This window comes from Micromonospora sp. ZG13 (assembly GCF_059359355.1).
On record NZ_JCADBQ010000011.1, the window covers coordinates 46,697 to 71,501 of the forward strand.

Here is a 24,805-nt window from a genome sequence, read left to right on the forward strand (position 1 = left end):
TACGGTCAGCCGACGGTCGGCGCCGGGCCGACCGGGCCGTGCACCCGCGCCACCCAGGCGTCCGGGTCTCCCAGCTCCTCCAGCCGGGGCAGGGTGAGCGGCGAGCCGAAGATCTTGTTGAAGCCCTCCATGCCGACCCGGTCGACGACGCCGTGCACGAACTTGCGGCCCTCGGCGTACTGGCGCATCTTGACCTCGATGCCGAGCAGCCGACGGATGGCCTTCTCCAGCGGGTTGCCGGCCTCCCGGCGCCGGTTGAACGCCGCCCGGATCCGATCCACGCTCGGGACCACCTGCGGGCCGACGCCGTCCATGACGAACTCGGCGTGCCCCTCCAGCAGGGTCATCAGCGCGGTGAGCCGGTCCAGCACGGCCCGCTGCCCCGGGGTCTGGACGATGTCCAGCACGCTGGTGCGGCTCTCCGGGTCCTTCACCGCGTCCGAGAGCGTGGCGACGCCCCGGCGCAGTCGCTCCAGCAGGTGCTCGCCGCCGCTGGACGACGCGTCCACGAAGGCCTGCACCTCGCTGAGGAAGTACGCCCGCATCCACGGCACGGCCGTGAACTGGGTGCGGTGGGTCACCTCGTGCAGGCAGACCCAGAGCCGGAAGTCGCGCGGGTCGGCCCCCAGCTTGCGCTCCACCTCGACGATGTTCGGCGCGACCAGCAGCAACTGCCCAGGGTCGGCGGAGAAGACCTCGTACTGGCCGAGGACGCGGCCCGAGAGGTAGGCGAGCACGGTGCCGGCCTGCACGCCGGTGACCCGGGAGCCGATCGCCTCGGTCAGCGCGCCCGGCTGCTTGTCCTTGGTGAGCCGGCCGACCAACGGGGTGATCACCTCGCGCAGCCCGGCGATGTTGGTGGCCGCCCAGTCCCGCCGGTCGACCACCCGCACGGGCGGGTGGGAGACCTGCGAACGCAGCCCCGTGTAGTCGGCGACGTGCCCGGCCGCCTCGTCGGTCAGCCGCCGCAGCTCAGCGACCACGTCGGTGGCCTCGGCGTACGACACCCGGGGGCCCGACTTGCTCAGCGCCCCCGCGGTAGCGGCGGCCAGATCCCAGTCCACGAACTGCGCCATGCACCCCACCGTACCCGCGCCGCGACACCCCGGCCCGGGCTCGCGCCCGGGGATCGACGCCGACGCCCGCGCCCGCGGTCAGCGGCAGCCGCAGCCGGCCAGTGCCGCGCCGATCCGGTCCAGCGCTCCCCGGGCGGCCGTCAGCCCGTCCGGGGGCACCGCGTCGGTGAGCACCGCGAAGGTGAGCAGCCGCCCGTCGCTCGTACTCACCAGGCCGGCGATGGCGTGCACCTTGGTCAACGTCCCGGTCTTGGCCCGGATCACCCCGGCGCCGGCCTTCGTCGCCGCCGTCTCGTACCGGTCGGCGAGGGTGCCGGACCAGTCGGCGACGGGCAGGCCGCCGAAGATCGCGGCCAGCTCGGGGCGGCTGCCGTCACCGGCGAGCGCGATCAGGTCGGTGAGCAGCGAGGGGCTGATCCGGTTGCTGCGCGACAGGCCGCTGCCGTCGGCGAGGGTCAGCTCGTCGGCCGGCAGGCCCAGTTCCGCGGCCACCGCGTCCATCGCCGCGCCCGCGCCGACGAAGGAGGCGGGCTGGTCGCGGGCCAGCGCGACCTGGCGGGCCAGCGCCTCGGCGACGATGTTGTCGCTGTCGCTGATCATGATGTCGACCAGCCGGACCATCGGCAGCGACTCCACCTTGCCCAACTCGGCCCCGGGCCCCGGGGTGGCGCCGGCGGCGGGGGCGGGGGCGGTGCCGCGCGCGACGGCGCCGGGCGGCACGCCGAGCAGCCGCGCGAAGGCCCGACCGGCGGCGAGGTCGGGCTGGGACACCCGCTCGGCCCAGTGGTTGCCGGCCGCCTCGTCCTTCTTCGCGCGCGTCACGTCGCTGCGGGCCCCGTCGGTCATCAGCGCCGTGATCGCGCCGCCGTAACCGCCGGTGGGGATGTCGTCGTCCCAGCCCGGCTCGAAGACCGGGCCCGAGTAGAGCGACGAGTCGACCGTGACCTTCGTCGGCTTCGCGCCGCCGAGGGCGTCGCGCACCTGGGCGGCCAGGTCGTCCAGGCGGGCCGCGCCCGGGTAGAAGCCCTTCTTGTCGACCGCCAGCGTGGGGTCCCCGCCGCCGACGATCACCACCTCACCGGGGGCCGCGCCGGCCACCGCCCGGGTCGGGATGCGGTACGCCGGACCACGCGCCGCGAGCACCGTGACCCCGGTGACGAGCTTGGTCACCGAGGCGGGCACCGTGCCGTCGTCCTCGCCCCGGCCGAAGAGCGGCTGACCGGTCGCCACGTCGGCCACCGACACGTGCACCCGGTCGCCGAGGGCGGGCACGCCCACGAGCGGGGCGAGCGCGGCGCGTACGCCCTCGGGGGTGGGCATCGGGGCGTTCGCGTCCGCGGCGGCCAGCACCGCCACGGGCGCCGGCTCCGCCGCCGGTGTGGCAACTCCCGGGCCGGCGGGCTCGTCGCCCAGCCACTCCGCCACCGGTCCCGGGCGGAGCACGGCGATCCCGACGGCGGCCAGGACCAGCACGAGCACCGCGGCCAGCAGTACGGGCATCCGCCGGCGACGGCGGGGGGTCGGCGCGGGCGGCTCCGGGGCGCCCGGGCCGGGCGGCCCGCCGGCCGGCCGGGTCGCGGCGGCGGCCCAGAGGTCCGCCGTCCCCGACGAGGGTTCCTGGCCCGCGGGACCGGTCGCCGGTCCGCCGGGACCGCCCGGAAGGCCGGGACCGCCCGAGGTTCCGGGACCAGCCGGAACGCCGGGACCGCTCGGTGCGCCGGAGCCAGCCGGGACGCCGGAACCTGCGAGGACTCCGCTGTCCGGGGGCGGACCGGGCGTCAGGTCGGCGGGGCCCGGGGACGCGGGTGGGCGGGGAAGATGGGCGTCGGGGACCGGGAACCGCCCGGTCGCGCCGCCGGAAGCAGATCGGCCGGTACCCCGTCCAGCATCGGCATCCGGACGGTAGTGTGAATCTTCCCTCCCCACGGCCCCCTCCTCGCCCCGCGAAAATCTGCTTGGGTGACACTACTTCGGTCCGAACACTATGCGGCGGCCGGAGCCCGCGGGTGGGCATTCATCCGTGGAGCGGCGTGCCGCTGGTTTCCGTTGGCCAGCGTGGGCAAACGAGGGAGCGTGCAGATGGATTTCGACGTGACGGTTGAGATCCCCAAGGGTCACCGCAACAAGTACGAGGTCGACCACGCGACCGGCCGGATCCGGCTGGACCGCACCCTCTTCACCTCCACGCAGTACCCGGCCGACTACGGCTTCATCGAGGGGACGCTGGGCGAGGACGGCGACCCGCTGGACGCGCTCGTGCTGGTCCCCGAGCCCACCTTCCCGGGCTGCCTGATCCGGTGCCGCACCATCGGCATGTTCCGGATGACGGACGAGAAGGGCGGCGACGACAAGGTCCTCTGCGTGCCCTACGAGGACCCGCGCCAGGAGCATCTGCGCGACATCCACCACCTCGGCGAGTTCGACCGGCTGGAGATCCAGCACTTCTTCGAGGTCTACAAGGACCTGGAGCCCGGCAAGTCGGTCGAGGGCGCCACGTGGGTGGGGCGCATCGAGGCCGAGGCGGAGATCGCGGCGTCGTACCGGCGCGCCCGGGAGGCCGAGGCGCGCGGCGAGTCCACGCACTGACCCGGCACAGACCACCGACGGGCCCGGGGGCCGCTCAGCCGAGCAGCCCCCGGGCCCGCTCGTACAGGTCGAGGACCGCGCAGGCCACGGGCACCACCGACACCACCAGGGCGGTGTCGGTCAGGTCCGCGAGCCGGCCGACGTACGGGGAGACCGGCCGGCGGGCGTACGTGGTGCCGGCGGCCACCGCCACGAGGGCCAGCGTCAGCCCGCCGACGACCAGCGCCAGCCGGCCCGTCGGACCGGACCCGTCGACGAGGACGGCGCCCAGCACCGCGTACCCGGCGAGGCCGGCGGCGACGGTCGGCACCCGGTGGCGCAGCGACACGAACAGCCGGGAGCGCAGCAGCAGCACCGCCGCGGCGACCGCCACCAGCAGCCGGCCGGCCGTCCCGCCGGAGAGGCCCAGCACCACCGCGGCGGCGACCGCCAGCACCGCGTGCCCGAGCAGCATGCCGGTGAGCATCTCCTCGGTGCGGGCCACCGCCGCGTAGACCCGGTCCCGGTCGGGCAGGTCGCGGGCCCGGTCGGCGCCACCCGGCTCGCCGGTGGGCAGGGTGATCGGGGGCAGCGGCACCTTGCCGAGCCGGATGGCCAGCAGCGGCACCGCCCCCACGGCGAAGACCAGCACGCAGAGCAGCACCGCCGCCGTGCCGGCCGGGCTGAGCAGCAGCCCGCCGAGGGCCGCCAGCGCGCCGGCAACCCCGACGGTGGCGCCCGCCACGAAGACCCGCAGCCGGGTGGCGACGCCGACCAGCCCGAGCACCGACACCAGCAGCAGCGCCACCGAGCCGGCCAGCAGCTCGGGCGCGCCGATCCAGCGCAGCCCCGGCACCGGCCCGACCGGGTCGCCGGAGCTGACCGCGAGGGCCCCCGCCGCCGCCGCGTACGGCAGGGCGTAGCCGCCCAGGGTCGCGCCCGCCGGCCCGTCGTCGTGGGCCCGGGACGCCACCACCCCGGCGAGGGTGAGCAGGAGCGCCACCACGGCGGCGGCCGGCCAGGCCGCCTCGTGCGCCGGCCCGCCGGCCGTCACGGCGAGCAGCCCGACGGCGAGCGGCACGGCGGCCCCGGCCAGGGCGGCGGCCCGGGTGGCGGCCGGTGACCACGCCCCGCCGCGCCGCCGGGCACCGTCGGCGATCGCCTCGACCACGTCGTCGTACTCCAGCTCGGGCCACTCGGCGCGGGCCGGCACGAGGTGCAGCACCTCGCCGTCGCGGACCCCCTGCGGCAGCAGCGCCTGCGCGGTGGCCAGTACCGCGCCGTCGGTGCGCCGCAGCACCCAGCCGCCGTGCCGTTCGCCGTCGTCGGCGAGCCCCTCGCCGGCGTGCCGCAGCACCTCGGGCAGCAGCTCGGCCAGGGGCACCTGCTCGGGCAGGGCGACGTCCACCCGCCGCTGAGGGGCGCTGATGGTGACCCGGGCCAGCCCGATCGTCATCGACTGATCTCCATCTCCGGCGGGGTTGGTGGCTGCGCGGACGACAGGACTTTACCTACCATGAGCCAGGCTCGGGTTACCGAGCGCTGTCAGGAGGTCGAGTGTCCACTGTCGTCATCAAGCGGCCACCCCGCCGACCGGCGCCGGAGATCCCGGTGGGTGAGCTGCCGGTGGACGCGCCGCCGGAGATCCCCGCCGTCGCCGGCGGGCGCTGGCAGCAACTGCTCATGGTGCTGCCCATGCTCGGCGGCACCGTGGCGATGGCGATGATGTTCGGCCGTGGCGGGGGCGCCTACTCGTACGTGGTCGGTGGGATGTTCGGGCTCTCCTCGCTGGCCATGCTGGTGACCTCGTGGGGCAGCGCCTCCGGCACCCCGAAGAAGTCGGAGATGATGGCCGCCCGGCGGGACTACCTGCGGCACCTGACCGTGCTGCGGCGCCGGGTCCGGCAGACCGCCGGGCAGCAACGCGCCGGGCTCTACTACCGGCACCCCGACCCCGGCCGGCTCTGGTCGACCGTCGACAGCCACCGGGTCTGGGAACGCCGCCCCACCGACCCGGACTTCGCGGTCGTCCGGGTCGCCGTCGGCCCGCAGACCCTCGCCACGCCGCTGGTCCCCCCGGTCACCCGCCCGCTGGAGGAGCTGGAACCGATGACCGCCGGCGCGCTGCGCCGGTTCCTGGACGCGTACGCCGTGGTGCCCGACCTGCCGGTGGCGCTGTCGCTGCGCAGCTTCGCCCGGGTCTTCGTACGCGACGCCGGCCCGACCGGCGGCGACGGGCCCGCCGCCCAGGCGCTGGCCCGGGCGATACTCGCCCAGCTCGCGGTCTTCCACGCCCCGGACGAGCTGCTCGTCGCCGTCTGCGCCGGGCCGGAGCGGCGGGCCGCCTGGGAGTGGGTCAAGTGGCTGCCGCACGCCCACCACCCCACCCGCACCGACGCGCTCGGCCCGGTCCGGCTGGTCACCAGCGCGGGGGCGGAGCTGGAGGGGCTGCTCGACGAGGTGCTGGCCAGCCGGTCCCGGTTCAGCCCCGCCGGCCCGGCCACCGACGGCCCGCACGTGGTGGTGGTGCTCGACGGGGGCGACCTGACGGGGGCCACCGACCTGACCGGCGACGGCGGCATCGACGCCGTCACGATCATCGACCTGGACACCCCGCCGCCGCGCCTGCTGGACCGGTTCGCGCTGCTGCTGGAGCTGCGCCGGGGCCGGCTGCACTCCCACTCGGCGGAGGGGCACGCCGAGGTGGGTACGGCGGACCGGCTGGACCTCGTCGACGCGGAGGCCGTCGCCCGCCGGCTCGCCCCGCTGCGGCTGGCCAGCGCGGCCCGCGGCCCGGACGCCCCGCCGGGCGCCGAGCTGGGCCTGCCCGAGCTGCTCGGTCTCGGCGACCCGGAGAGCTTCACGGCCGAGCAGGGGTGGGCGCCCCGGTCCGCCCGGGAGCGGCTGCGGGTGCCCATCGGGGTGGGCACCGACGGCGGCGCCATCGAGCTGGACCTGAAGGAGTCGGCGCAGGACGGGATGGGGCCGCACGGCCTGCTGATCGGGGCGACCGGCTCCGGCAAGTCGGAACTGCTGCGCACCCTGGTGCTCGGGCTGGCCGCCACGCACAGCTCGGAGCAGCTCAACTTCGTACTGATCGACTTCAAGGGCGGCGCGACCTTCGCCTCCTTCGACCGACTGCCGCACACCGCCGCGGTGATCACCAACCTGGCCGACGCGCTGCCGCTGGTCGACCGGATGGTCGACGCCATCAACGGGGAGCTGGTCCGCCGCCAGGAACTGCTGCGCCGGGCCGGCAACTTCGCGAGCCTGCGCGACTACGAGCGGGCCCGCGCCGCCGGCACCCCGCTCGCCCCGCTGCCGTCGCTGCTGCTGATCTGCGACGAGTTCTCCGAGCTGCTGTCGGCCAAGCCCGACTTCATCGACCTGTTCGTGCAGATCGGCCGGCTGGGCAGGTCGCTCGGCGTGCACCTGCTGCTGGCCTCGCAGCGGCTGGAGGAGGGCCGGCTGCGGGGGCTGGACACCCACCTGTCGTACCGGATCGGGCTGCGGACCTTCTCGGCGCTGGAGTCCCGCACGGTGCTCGGGGTGCCGGACGCGCACGAGCTGCCCCGCTCCCCCGGCCACGGCTACCTGCGCTTCGGCACCGAACCGCTGGTGCGGTTCAAGGCCGCGTACGTCTCGGGGGCGCTGCGCCGACGCGGCGCCGCACCGGGCGCGGGCGGCACCGGGGCCCCGCGCCTGCTCGCCTTCTCCACCCACCTCGTGCCCAAGCCGGAGCCGGTCGGGCCGCCCGCCCTGCCCGCCACGGCCGACGAGGGCGGCACCGAGAGCCTGCTGGAGCTGATGGTCGACCGGCTGGCCGGGCAGGGGCCGCCCGCCCACCAGGTCTGGCTCCCCCCGCTCGGCCGGGCGCCGGCGCTGGACGAGCTGCTCGGCCCGGTCGGCGCCGACCCGGCGCGCGGTCTCACCTTCGGCAACCCGGAGCTGCACGGCGCCCTCCAGGTGCCCGTGGCGGTCGTCGACAAGCCCTTCGAGCAGCGCCGCGACCTGCTCTGGCTGGCGCTGGACGGCGCCGCCGGCCACGTCGCCGTGATCGGCGGCCCGCAGAGCGGCAAGTCGACCGCGCTGCGCACGCTGATCTGCGCCATGGCGCTCACCCACACCCCGGCCGAGGTGCAGGTCTACTGCCTCGACTTCGGCGGCGGCGGGCTGGCCGCGCTGCGCGACCTGCCGCACGTCGGCGGGGTCGCCGGCCGCGCCGACCCCACGGCCGTCCGGCGTACGGTCGGCGAGATCGCGACGCTCCTGGTCGACCGGGAACGACGCTTCGCCGAGCTGGGCGTGGAGTCGATGGCGACCTGGCGGCAGCGGCGGGCCGCGCTGGCGGGCACCGACCAGCCCGCGGCCGACCCGTTCGGCGACGTGTTCCTGGTGGTGGACGGCTGGGCCACGCTGCGCGGCGAGTACGACGACCTGGAGCCGCTCATCACCGACCTCGCCACCCGGGGGCTGTCGTACGGGGTGCACGTGGTGGCGACGGCAGTGCGCTGGCTGGACTTCCGGCCGGCGATCCGGGACCTCTTCGGCTCCCGGCTGGAGCTGCGCCTCGGCGACCCCGCCGACTCGCTGGTGGCCCGCCGGGCGGCGGCGAACGTGCCGGAGAAGACCCCCGGCCGGGGCATCACGGCGGAGAGCCTGCACTTCCTCACCGCGCTGCCACAGCTCGCCGCGTCCGGCGGGGACACGACGGACCTGGTCAAGCAGGCCGCCGGGAGCTGGACCGGCCCCGTCGCGCCCCCGGTGCGGCTGCTGCCGCCGGTGCTCCCGTACGCCGAGCTGGACCTGGCCGCGACCACCGGCCTGCGCATCCCGGTGGGGATCGCCGAGGCGGACCTGCGCCCGGTGGTGCTGGACTTCGCCACCGAGCCGCACTTCGTGGTCTTCGGCGACGCCGAGTGCGGCAAGTCGTCGTTCCTGCGCGCGCTGGCCACCTCGATCATGACCCGGTTCACCCCCGAGCAGGCCCGGGTCATCCTGGTCGACTACCGCCGCAGCCTGGTGGACATGACGGAGTCGGCGTCGCCGCACCTGATCGGGTACGGCTCGGCCGCGGCGCACACCACCGACCTGATCGAGTCGGCCGCCGGCTACATGGCGGGGCGGGTGCCGGGGCCCGACGTCACGCCCGCGCAGCTGCGACAGCGGTCGTGGTGGTCCGGGCCGGAGCTGTTCGTGCTGGTCGACGACTACGACCTGGTCGCCAGCGGGCCGTCCAACCCGTTGCGTGCCCTGGAGGAGCACCTGCCGCACGCCCGGGACGTCGGGCTGCACCTGGTGCTCGCCCGCCGCTCGGGCGGTGCCGGCCGGGCCCAGTACGAGCCGCTCGTGCAACGCCTGCGCGAGCTGTCCACCTCGGGGCTGGTGATGGCGGGCAGCCCGGAGGAGGGGGCGCTGGTCGGCCCGGTCCGGCCCGGCCCGTTGCCCCCGGGGCGCGGCCGGCTGGTCACCCGGCGCGAGGGCGTACGCCTGGTCCAGTTGGCCCATCTGCCGCCGCCGTGACCGGTGTCCCGGGACGGCCCCGTGGGGCGGTCGTGACCAGTGTCCCGGGAACACCCCGCGAGGGAGCGGAGAACCGGTAATCTCCGATCGTCATGTTTGCGTCGCGATGAATGCCTGAGGATGTGACGACCGTGCGGCACAGCTGTCCGCCAGCGGCTCGGCGGATCGCCGGACGTACGTTGCTCGGCCTGGCGGCCGCCGTCGTGTCGGTCGCGGCTCCGGTGACGGCGGCCGGCGCCGCCCCTCGGCAGCCCGCCCCCCTTCCCGTCCTCGACCAGCCGGCCGCCGTCGTTCCGGTGGCGTTCGCGGCGCCCGACGGCAGGAAGCGCCCCGACCAGGTCCGCGACGAGCAGTGGCAGCTCGACGTGTTGCGGGCGAAGACCGCGTGGCGCAGCTCGACCGGCAAGGGCGTCACCGTCGCGGTGGTCGACTCCGGCGTGGACGCCACCCATCCCGACCTGGCCGGCCAGGTGCTGCCCGGCCTCGACCTGGTCGCGCCCCGGGGCGCGACCGGCAGTCCCGATCCGGTCGGCCACGGCACCACCGTGGCCGCGCTGATAGCCGGCCGCAACGACGACGAGCGGGGGGCCGTCGGCCTGGCGCCGGACGCCCGGATCCTCCCGGTGCGCGTCCTCGACGCCGAGAACCGCTACGACGACGCGCTGATCGTCGCCAAGGGCGTGCGCTGGGCCGTCGACAACGGCGCCCGCGTGATCAACCTGTCCCTCGGCGGCAGCGGCGACAGCCCCGCCCTGGCGGCCGCGCTCGACTACGCCTTCGTCCGGGACGTCGTCGTGGTCGCCTGCACCGGCAACCTGGGCGACGCGGCCAACGCGAAGGTCTGGTACCCGGCCCGCGAGCCGGGCGTCATCGCGGTCGCCGGCACGGAGCGCGACAGCGACAACCTCTGGTCCGGTTCGATCACCGGGCGGGCCACCGTGCTGACCGCCCCCGCCACCGGCCTCGTCGGGGCCCGGCCGGGCGGCTACTGGCGGGTGCAGGGCACCAGCTTCGCGGCGCCGCTGGTCGCCGCCACCGCCGCGCTGGTGCGGGCCCGCTACCCCGAGATGCCCGCCGGCGACGTGGTCAACCGGCTGCTCACCACCGCCCGCGACATCGGCCCGACCGGCCGGGACGACCGCTTCGGGTACGGCATGGTCGACCCGGTCGCCGCGCTCGACGCCGAGGTGGGCCCGGTGGGCCGCAACCCGCTGGACGACCAGTCCTCCCCTGGCGTGGTCGGGTTCGGGCCGGCACCGGGGGCGGCGCGGCCCGACGTCGCGGGGGTCGGCGGCGACCCGCGTGGCTTCACCGTGCCGCGCCAGCAGTCCCGGTGGGCGGCGCAGCCCGCGGGTACGCAGGAGGAGACCACGCCGGAGCAGCTCTGGACCGGGGCCGCGTTCTTCGTCGCCCTGCTGGCCGGGGCGGCGCTGATGGTGCGCCGGTTCCGCCAGTGGACTCCGCTGGCCTCGCACCGGCGCGCCGCCGCGACCTGGCGCCGTCCGCCGCCGCCGGGCTGAGCCGCAACGGGTCTGACCGGGCCGCGTCGCGGGTAGGACGGATGTCATGAGCCCGTCCGGCCCGCCGCGTACCCTCGTCGCCCCACCGCGTTCCTCGTGGCGTGACCGCCGCCTGCACCCGGACCACGCGCGGGGCCTGCGGCTGACCCTCGCCGCGACCGCCGCGTTCCTGGTGGCGGTGCCGTTCACGCTGCTGGCGTTCCTGGTGCTGGGAGACTGGCCCCCGCTGCGCCGGCTCGACACGGCGGTCACCGACGCGTTGGCCGGCCTCGCCGCCGACCATCCGGCGTGGGTACGCCTGATGGCCCACTGGACCGACGTGTTCGCCCCGATGCCGCTGCGCGTGGCGGCCCTGGTCCTGGTGCTCTGGCTGCTCCACCGCCAGGCCCGGCAGTTGGCCGTCTGGGTGGCGGTCACCATGGCGGTCGGCGGCCTGCTCGGCCCGCTGCTGAAACTGCTCGTCGGTCGGCCCCGGCCGGATCTGCCCGATCCGGTGGCCGAGGCGCCCGGCCTGGCCTTCCCGTCCGGGCACGCGCTCAACGCCGCCCTCGCCGCCGGGGTGCTGCTGGTGGTGTTCCTCCCGCGCGTACGGCCGGCGGCGCGCCCGGTGGTGTGGACGGCCGCCCTGCTGCTGGCCCTGGTGACCGGGTTCAGCCGGGTGGCCCTCGGCGTGCACTGGACCAGCGACGTGCTGGCCGGCTGGCTGCTCGGCGCGGCCGTGGTGGCCGCGACGGCCGCCGCCCTCACCGTCTGGCGGGCCGCCCCACCCGGCCGCCCCGCGCCGTCGTCGGGCCAGAAGCCGCCGTCGGGCCAGAAGCCGCTGGCGGGTCACGGGCCGCTGGCGGGTCACGGGCCGACGACGGGAGCCTGACCGGTCAGGTGCATTCGCCGGTGCCGACGGCCCGGGTGCGCTCGGCGCCGGCGAGGGCGACGGGACGGGCCTCGGCCGCGGTCACCGCGAAGCCGGTGTTCGGGTCGTCGGCCGCCGCCGCGAAGATCACCCCGAGCACCAGCCCGTTCGACGAGACCAGCGGGCCGCCGGAGTTGCCGCTCTGCACGAGCGCCCGGATCGTGTAGACCTCCCGGGTCACGTTGCCGGCGGAGTAGATGTCCGGTCCGGTGATCCGGTCGACGTCCCGGATCCGCGCCGACTGCGCGTTGTACGGGCCGTCGAGCGGGAAGCCCAGCACGATCGCGTCCGCGCCGCTGCCCGCGTTACCGGCGGCGAAGCGCATCGACGGGCCGGGCAGCCCGGGCACGTGCAGCACGGCCAGGTCCCGGTCGGGGTCGTAGACGACCACCTTGCTGTCGTACCGGTCGCCGTTCAGCTCCACGACCGTGGACCGGGTGCCGGCGACGACGTGCGCGTTGGTCATCACCCGGTCGTCGGCGTAGACGAAGCCGGAGCCCTCGATCCGGCGCGAACAGCTCGGGGCGGAGCCGAGCACCTTGACCACCGAACGCTGGCTGTTGACGACCACCTGGGAGCCGGCGAGCGCCGGGTCGGGCGGCGACACCTGCCGGGCCCGGGTGGGTGCCAGGTCGCCGAAGACGTCGGGGAAGCCGTTGGTGTCGACGGTGTCGCGCAGCGCCGTGGAGAGCTGCTGCGCCTCATCGGGCAGGACCCGGTCGACCACCGTGAGCAGCGCGCTGTTGCGCACCGAGGAGGCCAGCCAGGGCAGCGACGACGAGCCGAGCGGCACCGCGACGAGCCAGGCGACCAGCAGGACGGCGAAGAGCGAGACGAACGCCCCGCCGACGTCGTCGACCCGCTTGCCGACGTCGCTGGTGATCGTCTTGCGCAGGTGCGAACCGAGCCAGCCGGCGAGCGCCTGCCCGACCACCGCCAGCCCGAAGATCGCCACCAGCGACACCAGCACCCGGGTGCCGCTGTCGACGAACTGCCGGGCCAGCAACGGCCCCAGCTGGAGGCCCACGAGCGCGCCCAGGAAGAAGCCGGAGAACGACAGCACCCCGATGACGAAGCCCTGGCGGTATCCGCTGATCGCGAACACGAGCATGAGCAGCAGCAGTACGAGATCCACGGCGGACACGCGTCAAGCGTACGGGCACCGGGCCCGCGAGATGACCATCGCTTGCCGAAGGTGACCGTCCGGTCAGCGCACCGGCGTCTCGTCCACCGCGTCGGTGCCTGCGGAGGGCGCGGGGGCCTCCCCGGTCGGCGGCAGGTCCACGACCCGGTCGCGCGGCCACGGCCGGGCCCAGCCGCCCATCTCCAGCAAAGTGGCCAGCACCCCGCCGGTGAAGCCCCAGACCAGCATCCCGCGCGCCGAGAAGGCGGGGCCGATCCAGCCGCTCGGGTGGCGGACCCGCATCCGGTTCGCGGGGTCGACCAGCTCGGTGACCGGCAGCCGGGCCACGTGCGCCACCTCGGCCGGCTCCCGGGGGTGCACCGGGTGCGGGGCGTGCCACCAGGCGAGCACCGGGGTGACCACGAAGTCGCTGACCGGGATCCAGAGCTTCGGCAGCTCGGTCAGGACGGTGACGCTGGCCGGGTCGAGGCCGACCTCCTCGTTCGCCTCGCGCAGCGCGGTGGCCCGGGCGTCGGCGTCCTCCGGGTCGGCCGCGCCGCCGGGGAAGGCCGGCTGACCGGCGTGGTTGCGCAGGGTGGCCGCCCGCTGGAGGACCAGCACGTCGGGGCCGGCGCCGGGCTCCTCGCCGAGCAGCACCAGCACGGCGCTCTCCCGCCCCCCGCTCTCCGGGGTGACCAGTCGGGTGAAGTCCTCGCTGCGCGCGCTGCCGAGCCGGGTCAGCAGCGGGTCGAACCAGCCCGGGGGCCGCCGGCTCACGCCGGCACCGTCACGCCGAGGTGCTGGCGGACCAGCTCCGCCAGCCGGGCGTCGTCGAGGGCGCCGGTGGAGTCGACGTGCCGTACGCGGCCCTGCCCGTCGACGAAGACGGTCAGGGGAATGGCCTTGCGGTTCAGCTCCCGCTTCAGGCCCTCACCCTGGTCGACCAGCACCGGGAAGCGGATGCCGAAGTCCTCGCCGATGGCCTGGGCCGCCTCGCGGCCGTCCTGGTTGTTGACCCCGACCACCCGGAGCTGGCCGGCGGCCCGCTCGCTGAGCCGCTGGAAGGCGGGCAGTTCCTTGCGGCAGGGCGGGCACCAGGACGCCCAGACGTTGATCACCGCCGGGCCGCGCAGGTCGCGCAGGGCGACCGGGGCGCCGCCGGTGAAGCAGTTCAGGGTCAGCTCGGGCAGCGTCTGCCCCCCGCCGCCGGACGGTGCCGCCGGCGGGGCGGAGGCGGGCGGCGTGCCGAGGGCGGAGCAGTCCTGGAAGGGCGACGGGCGACTCGCGGCAGCCTTCTGCCGTTCGGAGGGGCCCGGGTCCTTCTCCTCGGTGCCGGCGGTGCACCCGGCGGCGGCCAACAGCACGGGTACGAGCAGGGCGACGAGGCGGCGTCGGGACTGCGGGGCCCGCGACACCGGCTCGCTCCCCGCGCTCATCGGTTCACCGTGGTTCGCGACTGCGGGGCTCGCAAGACCGGCTCACTCCTCACGCTCACGGTGCCTCCGCCACGACGGCCTGGACCGGCACCAGCTCCGGGTCGACCCCGGCCGCCACCGCCAGGTCCCGGGCCCGGGGGCCCTTGAGCAGCTTCGCGGCCGCCGCCGGCTCGGTCGGGCCGGTGCCGTACGACGGGCACAGCTTCACCAGCGTGCACGCGCCGCAGGCCGGCTTGCGGGCGTGGCAGACCCGCCGGCCGTGGAAGATGATCCGGTGCGACAGCATGGTCCAGTCGCGCCGGGGGAAGAGCGCCCCGATCGCGTGCTCGATCTTGACGGGGTCGGTCTCGGCGGTCAGCCGCCAGCGCTGCACCAGCCGCTGGAAGTGCGTGTCGACGGTGATCCCGGGGACGTCGAAGGCGTTGCCGAGGATGACGTTGGCGGTCTTGCGGCCGATGCCGGGCAGCTCGACCAGGTCGGCGAGCCTGCCGGGGACCTGGCCGCCGTGCCGCTCCACGAGGGCCTGGCCGAGCTTCATCAACGAGTCGGTCTTGTTGCGGTAGAAGCCGGTGGGCCGGATCAGCTCCTCCAGCTCCGCCCTGTCCGCGCCCGCGTAGTCGGCGGCGGTCGGGTAGCGGGCGAAGAGCTTCGGGGTGACCTCGTTGACCTTCTTGTCCGTGCACTGGGCGGAGAGGATCGTCGCGACGGCCAGCTCCAGCGGGTTGGAGTGGTCCAGTTCACAGTGCGCGTCGGGGTGGGTGTCGGTCAGCATCCGGCCGATCCGCCGGGCGCGGCGGGTGCGCCCGAGGTCGGTCTCGGTGAAGCCGGAGGAACTCGTGGTCACGCCGGCCAGCCTACGTCGCCCGGCCGACGCTCGGCCGGGGCCACGCGCCGTACCGGCCCGGTCAGCCGCCCTGCGGCGCGCTGATCGCGCCCGAGTCGTCGAAGCGGGCGCCGGTCTCCGGGAAGTCGCTCTTGGTGAGCTGCTTCAGCAGGCCCAGCCCGCGGTCGTCGCGGTCCATGGTCGGCTTGCCGATGGAGTTCATGTACGTCGAGACGAACGAGCCGCCGGCCCAGCTCCCGTCCGGGTTCAGCGACACCTTCAGCACCCCGCCCCAGCCGAGCCGGCCGGCGTTGCTCAGCGAGTTGCCCCCGCCGGCGAAGTTGCCCAGGCTGTACGCGATCAGCCGGCCCTTGTAGAACTCCATGCCGCGCAGCACGTGCGGGCCGTGCCCGACGATGAGGTCCGCCCCGGCGTCGATCATCGCCTTGGAGAACTTGACCGGGTCGCCCCGGTTCTCGCCGAGGAACATCTCGGTGCCCGGCTTGACCCGCGTCTTGTCGGCCCCCTCGCCGCCCATGTGCACCTGCACGACGACCACGTCGGCCATGCCGGCCGCCTTGGTGATCACCTTCTTCGCCGCGGCGATGTCGGTGAGGCTGTTGGACCAGACGTACGACGAGAAGCCGGCGACCGCGACCTTGACCCCCTTGACGTCGACGACGGTGATCTGGTCGGGCGCCCCGGTGTGCGCGAGCTCGTACTTCTCCAGCGCCTTCTGGGTGTTCTCGTAGCCCTTCGGACCGAAGTCGTAGCCGTGGTTGTTGGCCTGGTTGAGCAGGTCGAAGCCGGCGTCGCGCAGGTGTGCGGCGTACTCGGGCGGGGCCCGGAACTGGAAGCAGCGGGTCGAGTTCGGCCCGCACTTGCCGGTGCCGGTGTCGACGGTGAGCGGCTCCTCCAGGTTGCCCATCACCAGGTCGGCCGCGAGCGCCTTCTCGACCGAGTCGAAGAAGCCCTTGCCTCCGGAGGGGGGCAGCCGGTTCGGCGCGTTGCCCATGATGATGTCGCCGGTCGCGGAGAGCGAGATGGCCTGCTCGGCGGGCTGGGCGGAGCGGGTGGGCTCGCCCGAGCGGACCGGGGCGCCGGTGTTGCCACCCCCCGCGCCGGGCTGCCAGACGGCGTCGGACCCGGAATCGGGCCCTCCGCAGCCGGCGGCGAGCAGGACGGCGAGCAGCGCGCCGAGGCCGAGTGCGGCGCGGCGGCGCGGTGGGGAGGCGGCAGCGTACATCGAGCGCGACCTTATCGGGCTTGCGACGCCGGGACGAGAGCCGATCGGACGGAGTCTCAGCCCGCCGGTCGGTCCGACCACGGGACGACGGTGCCGGCCCCGCCGGCCGTGACGGCGGCGTGCACGGCCCGGGCCAGCGGGGCGCCCCAGGTCGAGCGCGGTCCGCCGTACGCCGACTCGGGGCCGTCGACGGGGCACAGCACGGTGACGGCGTCCGTCGGGGTGCCGGTGCCCGGCACGCCCAGCTCCGCGATCGCCTGCGCCTTCGCCTCGGTGGCCGTGGCGATGGCGTTGACCAGGGCGGCGTCGCCGAGCCGGGCCGGGACGTACGCCACGACGTTGACGGTGCCGACCCGCTGTACCGGCGCCGCCGGGGCGGGTGCCGCCGCCCAGACCGGGGTGCCCAGGCCGACCGTGGCCCAGATCCGCACGCCGGTGTCCGTCCGGGCGACGACCTCGGCGACGTCCACCCCCGTCAGCAGGCCCACCCCGGGCCCGTCCAGGCCGAGCCGGTCGGCCAGTTCGGCCAGGTGGTCGGCGGGGTCGTCCCGGTCGTACGACATGGGCACGGTCGCGTTGACGACCCAGTGCCGGACGCCGATCCCGCCGCCCAGCGGCGCGGAGCTGACCGCGCGCAGCGGGCCGTCGGCGCGCCACACGAGCAGCGGGACGTCCCGGCCGTCCTCCGGGCGGGCGGTCAGCACGGGTTCACTCAGCACGTGGTGACCCTACGACCCGGGTGTCGGGGGCCGCCCCGGCGCCCGGGCGGGCGCGCGATCCTACTGCTTGATCAGGGCCGGCAGGTTACGCCCAACGATCAAGATTCCAGGGGTGCACCTCTGATTGCTGCTCACGTGCGCCTAGACTGGCGACGCGCGAGGGATCAGCGGACGGCGGACCCGGCCGACGGACGGCACGCGCAGGCGGAGGTGCGCGATGGACGAGGTACTGGCTCGCAGCGGGATCTTCCAGGGCGTCGACCCGGAGGCTGCCGAGGCACTCGCCAAGGAGATGGAGACGCTCGAGGTCCGCAAGGGCGAGATCGTCTTCAACGAGGGCGAACCCGGCGACAGTCTCTACATCCTGCTGTCCGGCAAGATCAAGGTGGGTCGGCGCGCTGCCGACGGCCGGCAGAACCTGATCGCGGTGATGGGCCCGTCGGACATGGTGGGCGAGCTGTCGCTCTTCGACCCCGGCCCGCGTACGGCGACGGCCACGGCGGTCACCGACACCCGCCTGGTGCGGCTGCGCAAGCAGGCCCTGCGCCCGTGGCTGAACAACCGCCCGGAGATCGCCGAGCAGCTCCTGCGGGTGCTCGCCCGCCGGCTCCGGCGCACGAACGACTCCCTGGCCGACCTGATCTTCACCGACGTGCCCGGCCGCGTCGCCAAGAATCTGCTGCAGATGGCCGGCCGCTTCGGCACCCGCGACGGCGGGGTGCTGCGGGTGACCCACGACCTCACCCAGGAGGAGATCGCCCAGCTCGTCGGCGCCTCCCGGGAGACCGTCAACAAGGCGCTGGCCGACTTCGCCTCGCGCGGGTGGCTGCGGCTGGACGGCAAGAGCATCATCATCCTCGACCCGGAGCGCCTGGCCCGCCGCGCCCGCGTCTGACGCACCCGGCTGGGCTGCCCCGGGCTCTGTCTGCCCGGGGCAGAATCGCTGGACACCGTGCCCGCCCGGCGGGCACGGTGGAGCGATGCTGGACCGGGTGGCCGTTCTCTCCGACATCCACGGTGCGCTGCCGGCGTTGGAGGCCGTACTGGCCGAGCCGGACGTCGCCGCCGCCGACCTGATCGTGCTCACCGGCGACATCGCGGCCGGCCCGCAGCCGGTCGAGGTGCTGGACGTGCTCGCCGGCCTGGGCGACCGGGCCCGCTGGGTACGGGGCAACGCGGACCGCGAGCTGGTGCAGGCGCGGGCCGGCCGCCCCTCCCCGATCGACGTCTCCAACTGGGCGGCGGAGCAGCTCCGCGACGACCAGGTGGCCCGGTTGGCGGCGCTGCCGCTGACGGTCACCCTGGAGGTCACCGGCCTCGGCCCGGTGCTGTTCTGCCACGCCACCCCGCGCGACGACGAGGAGGTCGTGCTCGTCGACTCCCGGATGGAACGCTGGGCGGAGGTGCTCGCCGACGTCCCGGCCGAGGTGGGCACGGTCGTCTGCGGGCACACCCACATGCCGTTCACCCGGCTGGCCGACCGGCGGCTGATCGTCAACCCGGGCAGCGTCGGGATGCCCTACGGCGGTCCCGGCGCCTACTGGGCGCTCCTCGGGCCCGGGGTGGACCTGCGGCGTACCCCCTTCGACGTGGACGCCGCCTGCGCCCGGGTGACGGCCGAGTCGGGCTTCCCCGACGCCGCCGGGTGGGCGGACGAGTACCTGCGCTCCCGACACAGCGACGCCACGGCCCTCGCGGTGTTCGCCCCGCGCGACGGCCGCTGAGCGTTGCCGACGGGGCGGGCCCGCATCCGGGGCTGAGGGTTCCCCCACCGCCGTACACCGCCCCGCCGTCCTGACCCGCGCGCGGAGACGGTCGCCCTTCCGGGTGGACGCCGCCGAGACCTCTCCACGGTGGGGCGTCACCCGGCGCCATCCGACCTCGCCCAGAAAAAGTCAGTCTTGACTGTTTGTTTCCGGGGCGGCACGCTGTCCCCGTGCCCGCATCGACCCGCGTCCCTCAGCAGGAGCGCAGCCGCGCCACCCAGGCCCGCCTGCTGGAGGCGACCGTCGAGTGCCTGGTCGAGCACGGCTGGTCCGGCACCACCACCACCGTCGTCGCGACCCGGGCCGGCGTCTCGCGCGGCGCCCAGCTGCACCACTACCCCACCAAGGCCGCGCTGGTCACCGCCGCCGTCGCCCACCTCGCCGAGCGGCGGGCGGAGGAGCTGCGCACCGAGGCCGAGGCGCTACCGCCCGGCCCGCAGCGGCTCGACCGGGTGATCGACCTGCTCGGCGCGGCGTTCACCGGCCCGCTCTTCGTCGCGGCCCTCGAACTCTGGGTCGCCGCCCGCACCGACCGGGAGCTGCGCGAGGCCCTGGTGCCGCTCGAGGCCCGCGTCGGCCGCGAGATGCACCGGCTCACCGTCGCGCTGCTCGACGTGGACGAGCGCCGTCCGGGCGTACGCGAGGCGGTGCAGGCGACCCTCGACCTGCTCCGTGGGCTCGGCGTGGCCAACCTGCTCAACGACGACTCGTCCCGCCGCGCCGCCCTGCTGCACACCTGGAAGCGCCAGCTCGCCACCCTGCTCACCCCCTGACCGCCCGCCCTGACCGGCCCGCCCAGCCCCCGGAGGCACCATGGTCGACCTCAAGGACCTGCTCGCGGACCTGACCGACGAGTCCGAGCAGCTCGACGACCTGGTGACCGGCCGGGCGTCGGCCGGCTGGGGGCGGGCCACCCCGTCGCCGGGCTGGAGCGTCGGGCACCAGATCGCCCACCTCGCCTGGACCGACCACGTGGCGCTGCTCGCCGCCACCGACGCCGAGGCGTTCCTCGCCGCCGTACTCGCCGCCCCCGACCCCGCCCGGCTCGTCGACTCCGGCGCGGAGGAGTTCCTCGCCCCGCCGGGCGAGCTGCTTCCCCGCTGGCGGGCCGGCCGGGCGGCGCTCGCCGACGCGCTGGCCCGCGTGCCGGCGGGCGGGAAGCTGCCCTGGTTCGGCACCCGGATGTCGGCCGCCTCGATGGCCACCGCCCGGATCATGGAGACCTGGGCGCACGGCACGGACGTGGCCGACGCCCTCGGGGTGGCCCGCCCCGGCACCGACCGGTTGCGGCACGTCGCACACCTCGGCTTCCGTACCCTCGGCCACAGCTTCGCCGCCCACGGCCGGCCGGTGCCGGCGGCGCCGGTGCGCGTCGAGTTGACGGCGCCGGAGGGCGACACCTGGGCGTACGGCCCGGCCGACGCCGCCGACCGGGTCACCGGCACCGCGCTCGACTTCTGCCTGCTGGTCACCCAGCGCAGGCACCGCGCCGACCTGGCGCTGACCGTGACCGGCCCGGTCGCCGACGCGTGGCTGGACGTCGCGCAGGCCTTCGCCGGCCCACCCGGCCCCGGCCGCCCACCGACGGCCCCCGGAAGCGACGCGGCGGGCGGGGTGGCGGCGTGAGCGGCGTGCTCCGGGTAGGCAACGCCTCCGGCTTCTACGGCGACCGGTCGACGGCGTGGCGGGAGATGCTCGACGGCGGCGAACTGGACGTGCTGACCGGCGACTACCTGGCCGAGCTGACCATGCTGATCCTCGGCCGGGACCGGCTGCGCGACCCCTCCCTCGGCTACGCGAAGACGTTCCTCCGCCAACTGGAGGGCTGCCTCGGCACCGCCCTGGACCGGGGCGTGCGGCTCGTGACCAACGCCGGCGGGCTGAACCCGGCCGGCCTGGCCGCCGCCATCGGGTCGCTCGCCGACCGGCTCGGCCTGACCGTCCGCGTCGGGTACGTCGAGGGCGACGCCCTCGCCCGTCCCGACGCGCTGACGGCGAACGCCTACCTGGGCGCGTACGGCATCGCCGCCTGCCTGGACGGCGGGGCGGACGTGGTGGTCACCGGCCGGGTGACCGACGCGTCCCTGGTGGTGGGTCCGGCGATCGCCCGCTTCGGCTGGCGCCGCGACGACCTGGACGCGCTGGCCGGGGCGACCGTCGCCGGTCACCTGGTCGAGTGCGGGGCGCAGGTCACGGGGGGCAACTTCAGCTTCTTCACCGAGCTGCCCGACGGCGCGCGGCGCCCCGGCTTCCCGGTCGCCGAGCTGCACCCCGACGGCTCCTGCGTGATCACCAAGCACCCCGGCACCGGCGGCGCGGTCACCGTGGAGACGGTCACCGCCCAGCTGCTCTACGAGGTCGGCGGCCCGGCCTACCTCGGGCCTGACGTGGTGACCCGGCTGGACACCGTCGCACTGGCCGCCGACGGGCCGGACCGCGTACGGGTGAGCGGCGTGCGGGGCACGCCCCCGCCGGGCACCCTCAAGGTGGGCGTCAACAACCTCGGCGGGTTCCGCAACTCGATGACCTTCGTCCTGTGCGGGCTCGACATCCCCGCCAAGGCGGCCCTGGTCCGCGATCAGGTCGAGGCGGCCGTCGGGACGGAGGGGCTGGAGTTCACGCTGGCCCGCACCGACCACGCGGACGCGGCCGACACCGAGGCGGCGAGCGCGCTGCTGCACGTACACCTGCGCGACGGCGACAAGGCGCGGGCCGGGCGGGCGTTCTCGGCCGCCGCGGTGGAGCTGGCCCTGGCCTCGTACCCCGGCTGCACCCTGACCACGTTGCCCGGCGACGCCGCGCCCTACGGGGTGTTCACCGCCGACGCCGTGCCGCAGGACGCGGTGCCGCACGTCGCGGTGCTCCCCTCTGGCGAGCGGGTGCCGATCCCGCCGCCGGCCCGCACCGCCGCCCCGGCGGACGAGCCGGCGCCCGCCGCCGACCCGCCGGAGGCGGACCCGCCGCCGGCCGACCGGCCCACCCGGCGCGCGCCGCTCGGCGAGCTGGTCGGGGCCCGCTCCGGCGACAAGGGCGGCGACGCCAACCTGGGCGTCTGGGCCCGCACGGACGCGACCTGGTCGTGGCTGCGCGGCTGGCTGACCACCGCCCGACTGCGCGAGCTGCTGCCGGAGACCGCGCCGCTGGCCGTGGAGCGGTACGAGCTGCCGAACCTGCGGGCCGTCAACTTCGTCGTCCGGGGCCTGCTCGGGCAGGGGGTGGCCGCCTCCACCCGGTTCGATCCGCAGGCCAAGGCGCTCGGCGAGCTGCTCCGCTCCCGGCTCGTCGACCTGCCGGCGGACCTCATGTCCGGCCCGGGCAGCCGGGCCGGCGACGCGACACCCGGGGAGGGCCGATGACCATCGTGGACACGCCGGAGCGCCGACAGCTGCGGGAGCTGACCCGGGCCTTCGTCGCCCGGGAGGTGCTGCCGCACCTGGACGACTGGGAGCGGGCCGGCGAGATCCCCCGCGAGCTGCACGCCACCGCCGCCAAGCTCGGCCTGCTCGGCATCGGCTTCCCGGAGGCCGTCGGCGGCAGCGGCGGGGACCTGCTCGACTCGATCATCGTGACCGAGGAGATCATCCGCTCGGGCGGCTCGTCCGGGCTGATCGCCGCGCTCTTCACGCACGGCATCGCGTTGCCGCACATCGTCGCCTCCGGCGACGCGGAGCTGATCGACCGGTACGTCCGGCCGACGCTGGCCGGCACCATGATCGGCGCGCTGGCGATCACCGAGCCCGACGGCGGCTCGGACGTGGCGAGCATCCGCACCCACGCGCGGCGGGACGGCGACCACTACGTGGTCAACGGGTCGAAGACCTACATCACCAGCGGCGTACGGGCCGACTTCGTGACCACCGCCCTCTGCACCCTGCCCCCGGGCAGCGGCGCCCTGACCCTGCTGGTGATCGACAAGGACACCCCCGGCTTCACCGTCGGGCGCCGGCTGGAGAAGCTCGGCTGGCACTGCTCCGACACCGCCGAGCTGTCGTTCGCCGACGCCCGGGTGCCGGTGGCGAACCGGGTCGGCGCGGAGGACACCGCCTTCCTGTCGATCATGCAGAACTTCGCCGCGGAGCGGCTCTCGCTCGCCACCCAGGCGTACGCGACCGCCCAGCGCTGCGTGGAGTTGGCGGTGCGCTGGTGCCGGGACCGGTCCACGTTCGGCCGTCCCCTGGCGAGCCGGCAACTGGTCCGGCACCGGCTGGCCGAGATGCACACCCGCACCGAGGCGGCCCGGGCGTACGTGCACGAGGTGGCGGCGCGGGTGGCCGCCGGCGAGCCGGTGGTGACCGAGGTGGCGATGGCGAAGAACGTCGCGGTGGCGGCCTGCGCCGAGGTCGTCGACCAGGCGCTCCAACTGCACGGCGGCTACGGCTACCTGCGCGACGCCGAGGTGGAGCGGCACTACCGCGACGCCCGGATCCTCGGCATCGGCGGCGGCACCACCGAGATCATGAACGAGATCATCGCGAAGGGCATGGGCCTGTGACGACACTGCGCAGCGCGGTCGACGCGTCCTCGCCGGGGCACCGCGCCAACCGGGAGGCGCTGCTGGAGCGCCTCGCCGAGCTGGACGCGGCCCTCGACAAGGCCCGCGCCGGGGGTGGCGAGAAGTACGTGACGCGGCACCATCAGCGGGGCAAGCTGCTCCCCCGGGAGCGGATCGAGCTGCTGCTCGACCCGGACAGCCCGTTCCTGGAGCTGTCGCCGGTGGCCGCGTACGGCACCGACTTCCCGGTCGGCGCCAGCGTGGTGACCGGCATCGGCGTCGTCGAGGGCGTCGAGTGTCTCGTCGTCGCGAACGACCCGACGGTACGCGGCGGCGCGGTGAACCCGTGGTCGCTGGCGAAGACCCGCCGGGCGGGCGAGATCGCCCTGGCCAACCGGCTGCCGATGGTGAACCTGGTCGAGTCGGCCGGCGCGGACCTGCCCACCCAGGCGGAGATCTTCATCCCGGGCGGGCGGGTGTTCCGCGACCTGACCCGGCTCTCGGCCGCGAAGATCCCCACGGTCAGCGTGGTCTTCGGCAACGCCACCGCCGGGGGCGCGTACGTGCCGGGGATGTCCGACCACGTGATCATGATCCGGGACCGCTCGCAGGTCTACCTGGCCGGGCCGCCGCTGGTGAAGATGGCCACCGGCGAGGTCACCGACGACGAGTCCCTCGGCGGGGCGGCCATGCACGCCACGACGTCCGGCCTGGCCGACTTCCTCGCCTCCGACGAGCGCGACGGCATCCGGCTGGCCCGGCAGTGCGTACGCCGGCTGAACTGGCGCAAGCAGGGCCCGGCGCCGCGCAACCCGCGCCCGGCCCCGCCCAGGTACGACCCCGAGGAGCTGCTCGGCATCGCCAGCGCCGACCTGAAGGTGCCGTTCGACCCGCGCGAGGTGCTGGCCCGGGTGCTCGACGACAGCGCCTTCGACGAGTTCAAGCCCGGCTACGGCACCGCCCTGGTGACCGGCTGGGGCGAGCTGCACGGCTACCCCGTCGGGGTGCTGGCCAACGCGCGGGGCGTGCTGTTCAGCGAGGAGGCGCAGAAGGCGGCCCAGTTCATCCAGCTCGCCAACGCCGCCGACACCCCGCTGGTCTTCCTCCAGAACACCACCGGCTACATGGTCGGCACCGAGTACGAGCAGCGCGGCATCATCAAGCACGGCGCACTCATGATCAACGCGGTGTCGAACTCGACCGTGCCGCACCTGACGGTCAACCTCGGCGCCTCCTACGGCGCCGGCAACTACGGCATGTGCGGGCGGGCGTACGAGCCGAGGTTCCTGTTCACCTGGCCCAACGCCAAGTCGGCGGTGATGGGGCCGGCGCAGCTCGCGGGCGTGCTGTCCATCGTGGCCCGGCAGGCCGCCGCCGCCCGGGGCCGCGACTACGACGAGGACTCCGACGCCGCCATGCGGATGATGGTCGAGCAGCAGATCGAGTCGCAGTCCGGCGCGCTCTTCCTCTCCGGCCGGCTCTACGACGACGGGGTGATCGACCCCCGCGACACCCGTACCGTCCTCGGGCTCTGCCTGTCGGCGATCCACAACGCACCGGTCAGGGGCGCTGACGGCTTCGGCGTCTTCCGGATGTGAGGCGGCAG

Annotated in this window: 19 protein-coding genes and 1 pseudogene; 11 read left to right on the forward strand and 9 right to left on the reverse strand. The window is 75.4% G+C overall.

What is annotated here, in order from left to right:
* Positions 1-5: 5 nt before the first annotated feature.
* Entirely contained in the window at positions 6-1,076 is a 1,071-nt protein-coding gene (locus AC5L34_RS21400; protein WP_441176907.1) for a zinc-dependent metalloprotease, read from the reverse strand.
* 78 nt (positions 1,077-1,154) lie between these two features.
* Positions 1,155-2,576 (reverse strand): D-alanyl-D-alanine carboxypeptidase/D-alanyl-D-alanine endopeptidase, encoded by a 1,422-nt coding sequence (gene dacB, locus AC5L34_RS21405; protein WP_494826646.1) that lies wholly within the window; start codon positions 2,574-2,576, stop codon positions 1,155-1,157.
* Positions 2,577-3,155: 579 nt separating this feature from the next.
* On the opposite strand from dacB, the gene AC5L34_RS21410 reads away from it, so the two are divergent.
* Positions 3,156-3,662 carry an inorganic diphosphatase gene (locus AC5L34_RS21410; protein ID WP_089003820.1) on the forward strand — a complete coding sequence of 169 codons (507 nt, stop codon included), beginning with the start codon at positions 3,156-3,158 and terminating at the stop codon, positions 3,660-3,662.
* Between the two features lie 34 nt (positions 3,663-3,696).
* Here AC5L34_RS21410 and eccD read toward each other — a convergent pair whose 3' ends face one another.
* Positions 3,697-5,097, reverse strand: coding sequence for a type VII secretion integral membrane protein EccD (eccD, locus tag AC5L34_RS21415; RefSeq protein ID WP_441176905.1), 1,401 nt, complete (start codon positions 5,095-5,097; stop codon positions 3,697-3,699).
* 101 nt (positions 5,098-5,198) lie between these two features.
* Here eccD and eccCa point away from each other — a divergent pair, with 101 nt between their 5' ends.
* The 3 genes and pseudogenes from eccCa to AC5L34_RS21430 all read left to right on the forward strand — a co-directional run.
* Positions 5,199-9,164: a type VII secretion protein EccCa gene (gene eccCa / locus AC5L34_RS21420; RefSeq protein WP_494826649.1), complete on the forward strand. Its 3,966-nt coding sequence runs from the start codon at positions 5,199-5,201 to the stop codon at positions 9,162-9,164.
* A gap of 110 nt (positions 9,165-9,274) precedes the next feature.
* On the forward strand, positions 9,275-10,684 hold the full coding sequence (mycP, locus tag AC5L34_RS21425) for a type VII secretion-associated serine protease mycosin (RefSeq protein WP_441176903.1): 1,410 nt from the start codon (positions 9,275-9,277) through the stop codon (positions 10,682-10,684).
* 46 nt (positions 10,685-10,730) lie between these two features.
* A pseudogene (locus AC5L34_RS21430) lies at positions 10,731-11,459 on the forward strand (phosphatase PAP2 family protein); the annotation flags it as partial.
* Positions 11,460-11,559: 100 nt separating this feature from the next.
* Here AC5L34_RS21430 and AC5L34_RS21435 read toward each other — a convergent pair.
* The 6 genes from AC5L34_RS21435 to AC5L34_RS21460 form a co-directional block, all read right to left on the reverse strand.
* Positions 11,560-12,738, reverse strand: a complete 1,179-nt coding sequence (locus AC5L34_RS21435; RefSeq protein WP_101413080.1) for a MarP family serine protease — start codon at positions 12,736-12,738, stop codon at positions 11,560-11,562.
* Between the two features lie 63 nt (positions 12,739-12,801).
* A complete protein-coding gene (locus tag AC5L34_RS21440) occupies positions 12,802-13,494 on the reverse strand; it encodes an NUDIX hydrolase (protein WP_494826652.1) in 693 nt (230 codons plus the stop codon).
* Positions 13,491-14,153 carry a TlpA family protein disulfide reductase gene (locus AC5L34_RS21445; RefSeq protein ID WP_494826654.1) on the reverse strand — a complete coding sequence of 221 codons (663 nt, stop codon included), beginning with the start codon at positions 14,151-14,153 and terminating at the stop codon, positions 13,491-13,493. The genes AC5L34_RS21440 and AC5L34_RS21445 overlap by 4 nt, the downstream gene beginning before the upstream one ends.
* Before the next feature lie 55 nt (positions 14,154-14,208).
* Positions 14,209-14,997, reverse strand: a complete 789-nt coding sequence (gene nth, locus AC5L34_RS21450; RefSeq protein WP_172896620.1) for an endonuclease III — start codon at positions 14,995-14,997, stop codon at positions 14,209-14,211.
* Between the two features lie 61 nt (positions 14,998-15,058).
* Positions 15,059-16,222 carry a CapA family protein gene (locus AC5L34_RS21455; protein ID WP_441176901.1) on the reverse strand — a complete coding sequence of 388 codons (1,164 nt, stop codon included), beginning with the start codon at positions 16,220-16,222 and terminating at the stop codon, positions 15,059-15,061.
* Positions 16,223-16,278: 56 nt separating this feature from the next.
* Entirely contained in the window at positions 16,279-16,941 is a 663-nt protein-coding gene (locus tag AC5L34_RS21460) for an adenosylcobinamide amidohydrolase (protein WP_441176900.1), read from the reverse strand.
* A 217-nt stretch (positions 16,942-17,158) separates the two neighbouring features.
* On the opposite strand from AC5L34_RS21460, the gene AC5L34_RS21465 reads away from it, so the two are divergent.
* The 7 genes from AC5L34_RS21465 (at position 17,159) to AC5L34_RS21495 (ending at position 24,797) form a co-directional block, all read left to right on the forward strand.
* Positions 17,159-17,836, forward strand: a complete 678-nt coding sequence (locus AC5L34_RS21465) for a Crp/Fnr family transcriptional regulator (protein ID WP_089003062.1) — start codon at positions 17,159-17,161, stop codon at positions 17,834-17,836.
* 85 nt (positions 17,837-17,921) lie between these two features.
* The gene (locus AC5L34_RS21470) at positions 17,922-18,665 is read left to right on the forward strand and encodes a metallophosphoesterase family protein (protein ID WP_441176899.1); all 744 of its coding nucleotides are present in this window, start codon (positions 17,922-17,924) and stop codon (positions 18,663-18,665) included.
* 212 nt (positions 18,666-18,877) lie between these two features.
* Positions 18,878-19,480 (forward strand): TetR/AcrR family transcriptional regulator, encoded by a 603-nt coding sequence (locus AC5L34_RS21475; protein ID WP_441176898.1) that lies wholly within the window; start codon positions 18,878-18,880, stop codon positions 19,478-19,480.
* Between the two features lie 40 nt (positions 19,481-19,520).
* The gene (locus AC5L34_RS21480) at positions 19,521-20,333 is read left to right on the forward strand and encodes a TIGR03084 family metal-binding protein (protein WP_494826658.1); all 813 of its coding nucleotides are present in this window, start codon (positions 19,521-19,523) and stop codon (positions 20,331-20,333) included.
* A complete protein-coding gene (locus AC5L34_RS21485) occupies positions 20,330-22,063 on the forward strand; it encodes an acyclic terpene utilization AtuA family protein (RefSeq protein ID WP_441176896.1) in 1,734 nt (577 codons plus the stop codon). Before AC5L34_RS21480 ends, AC5L34_RS21485 begins: the two co-directional genes overlap by 4 nt.
* Positions 22,060-23,199: an acyl-CoA dehydrogenase family protein gene (locus AC5L34_RS21490; RefSeq protein WP_494826660.1), complete on the forward strand. Its 1,140-nt coding sequence runs from the start codon at positions 22,060-22,062 to the stop codon at positions 23,197-23,199. Before AC5L34_RS21485 ends, AC5L34_RS21490 begins: the two co-directional genes overlap by 4 nt.
* Entirely contained in the window at positions 23,196-24,797 is a 1,602-nt protein-coding gene (locus AC5L34_RS21495; protein ID WP_441176894.1) for an acyl-CoA carboxylase subunit beta, read from the forward strand. Before AC5L34_RS21490 ends, AC5L34_RS21495 begins: the two co-directional genes overlap by 4 nt.
* The last annotated feature ends 8 nt before the right edge of the window (positions 24,798-24,805 follow it).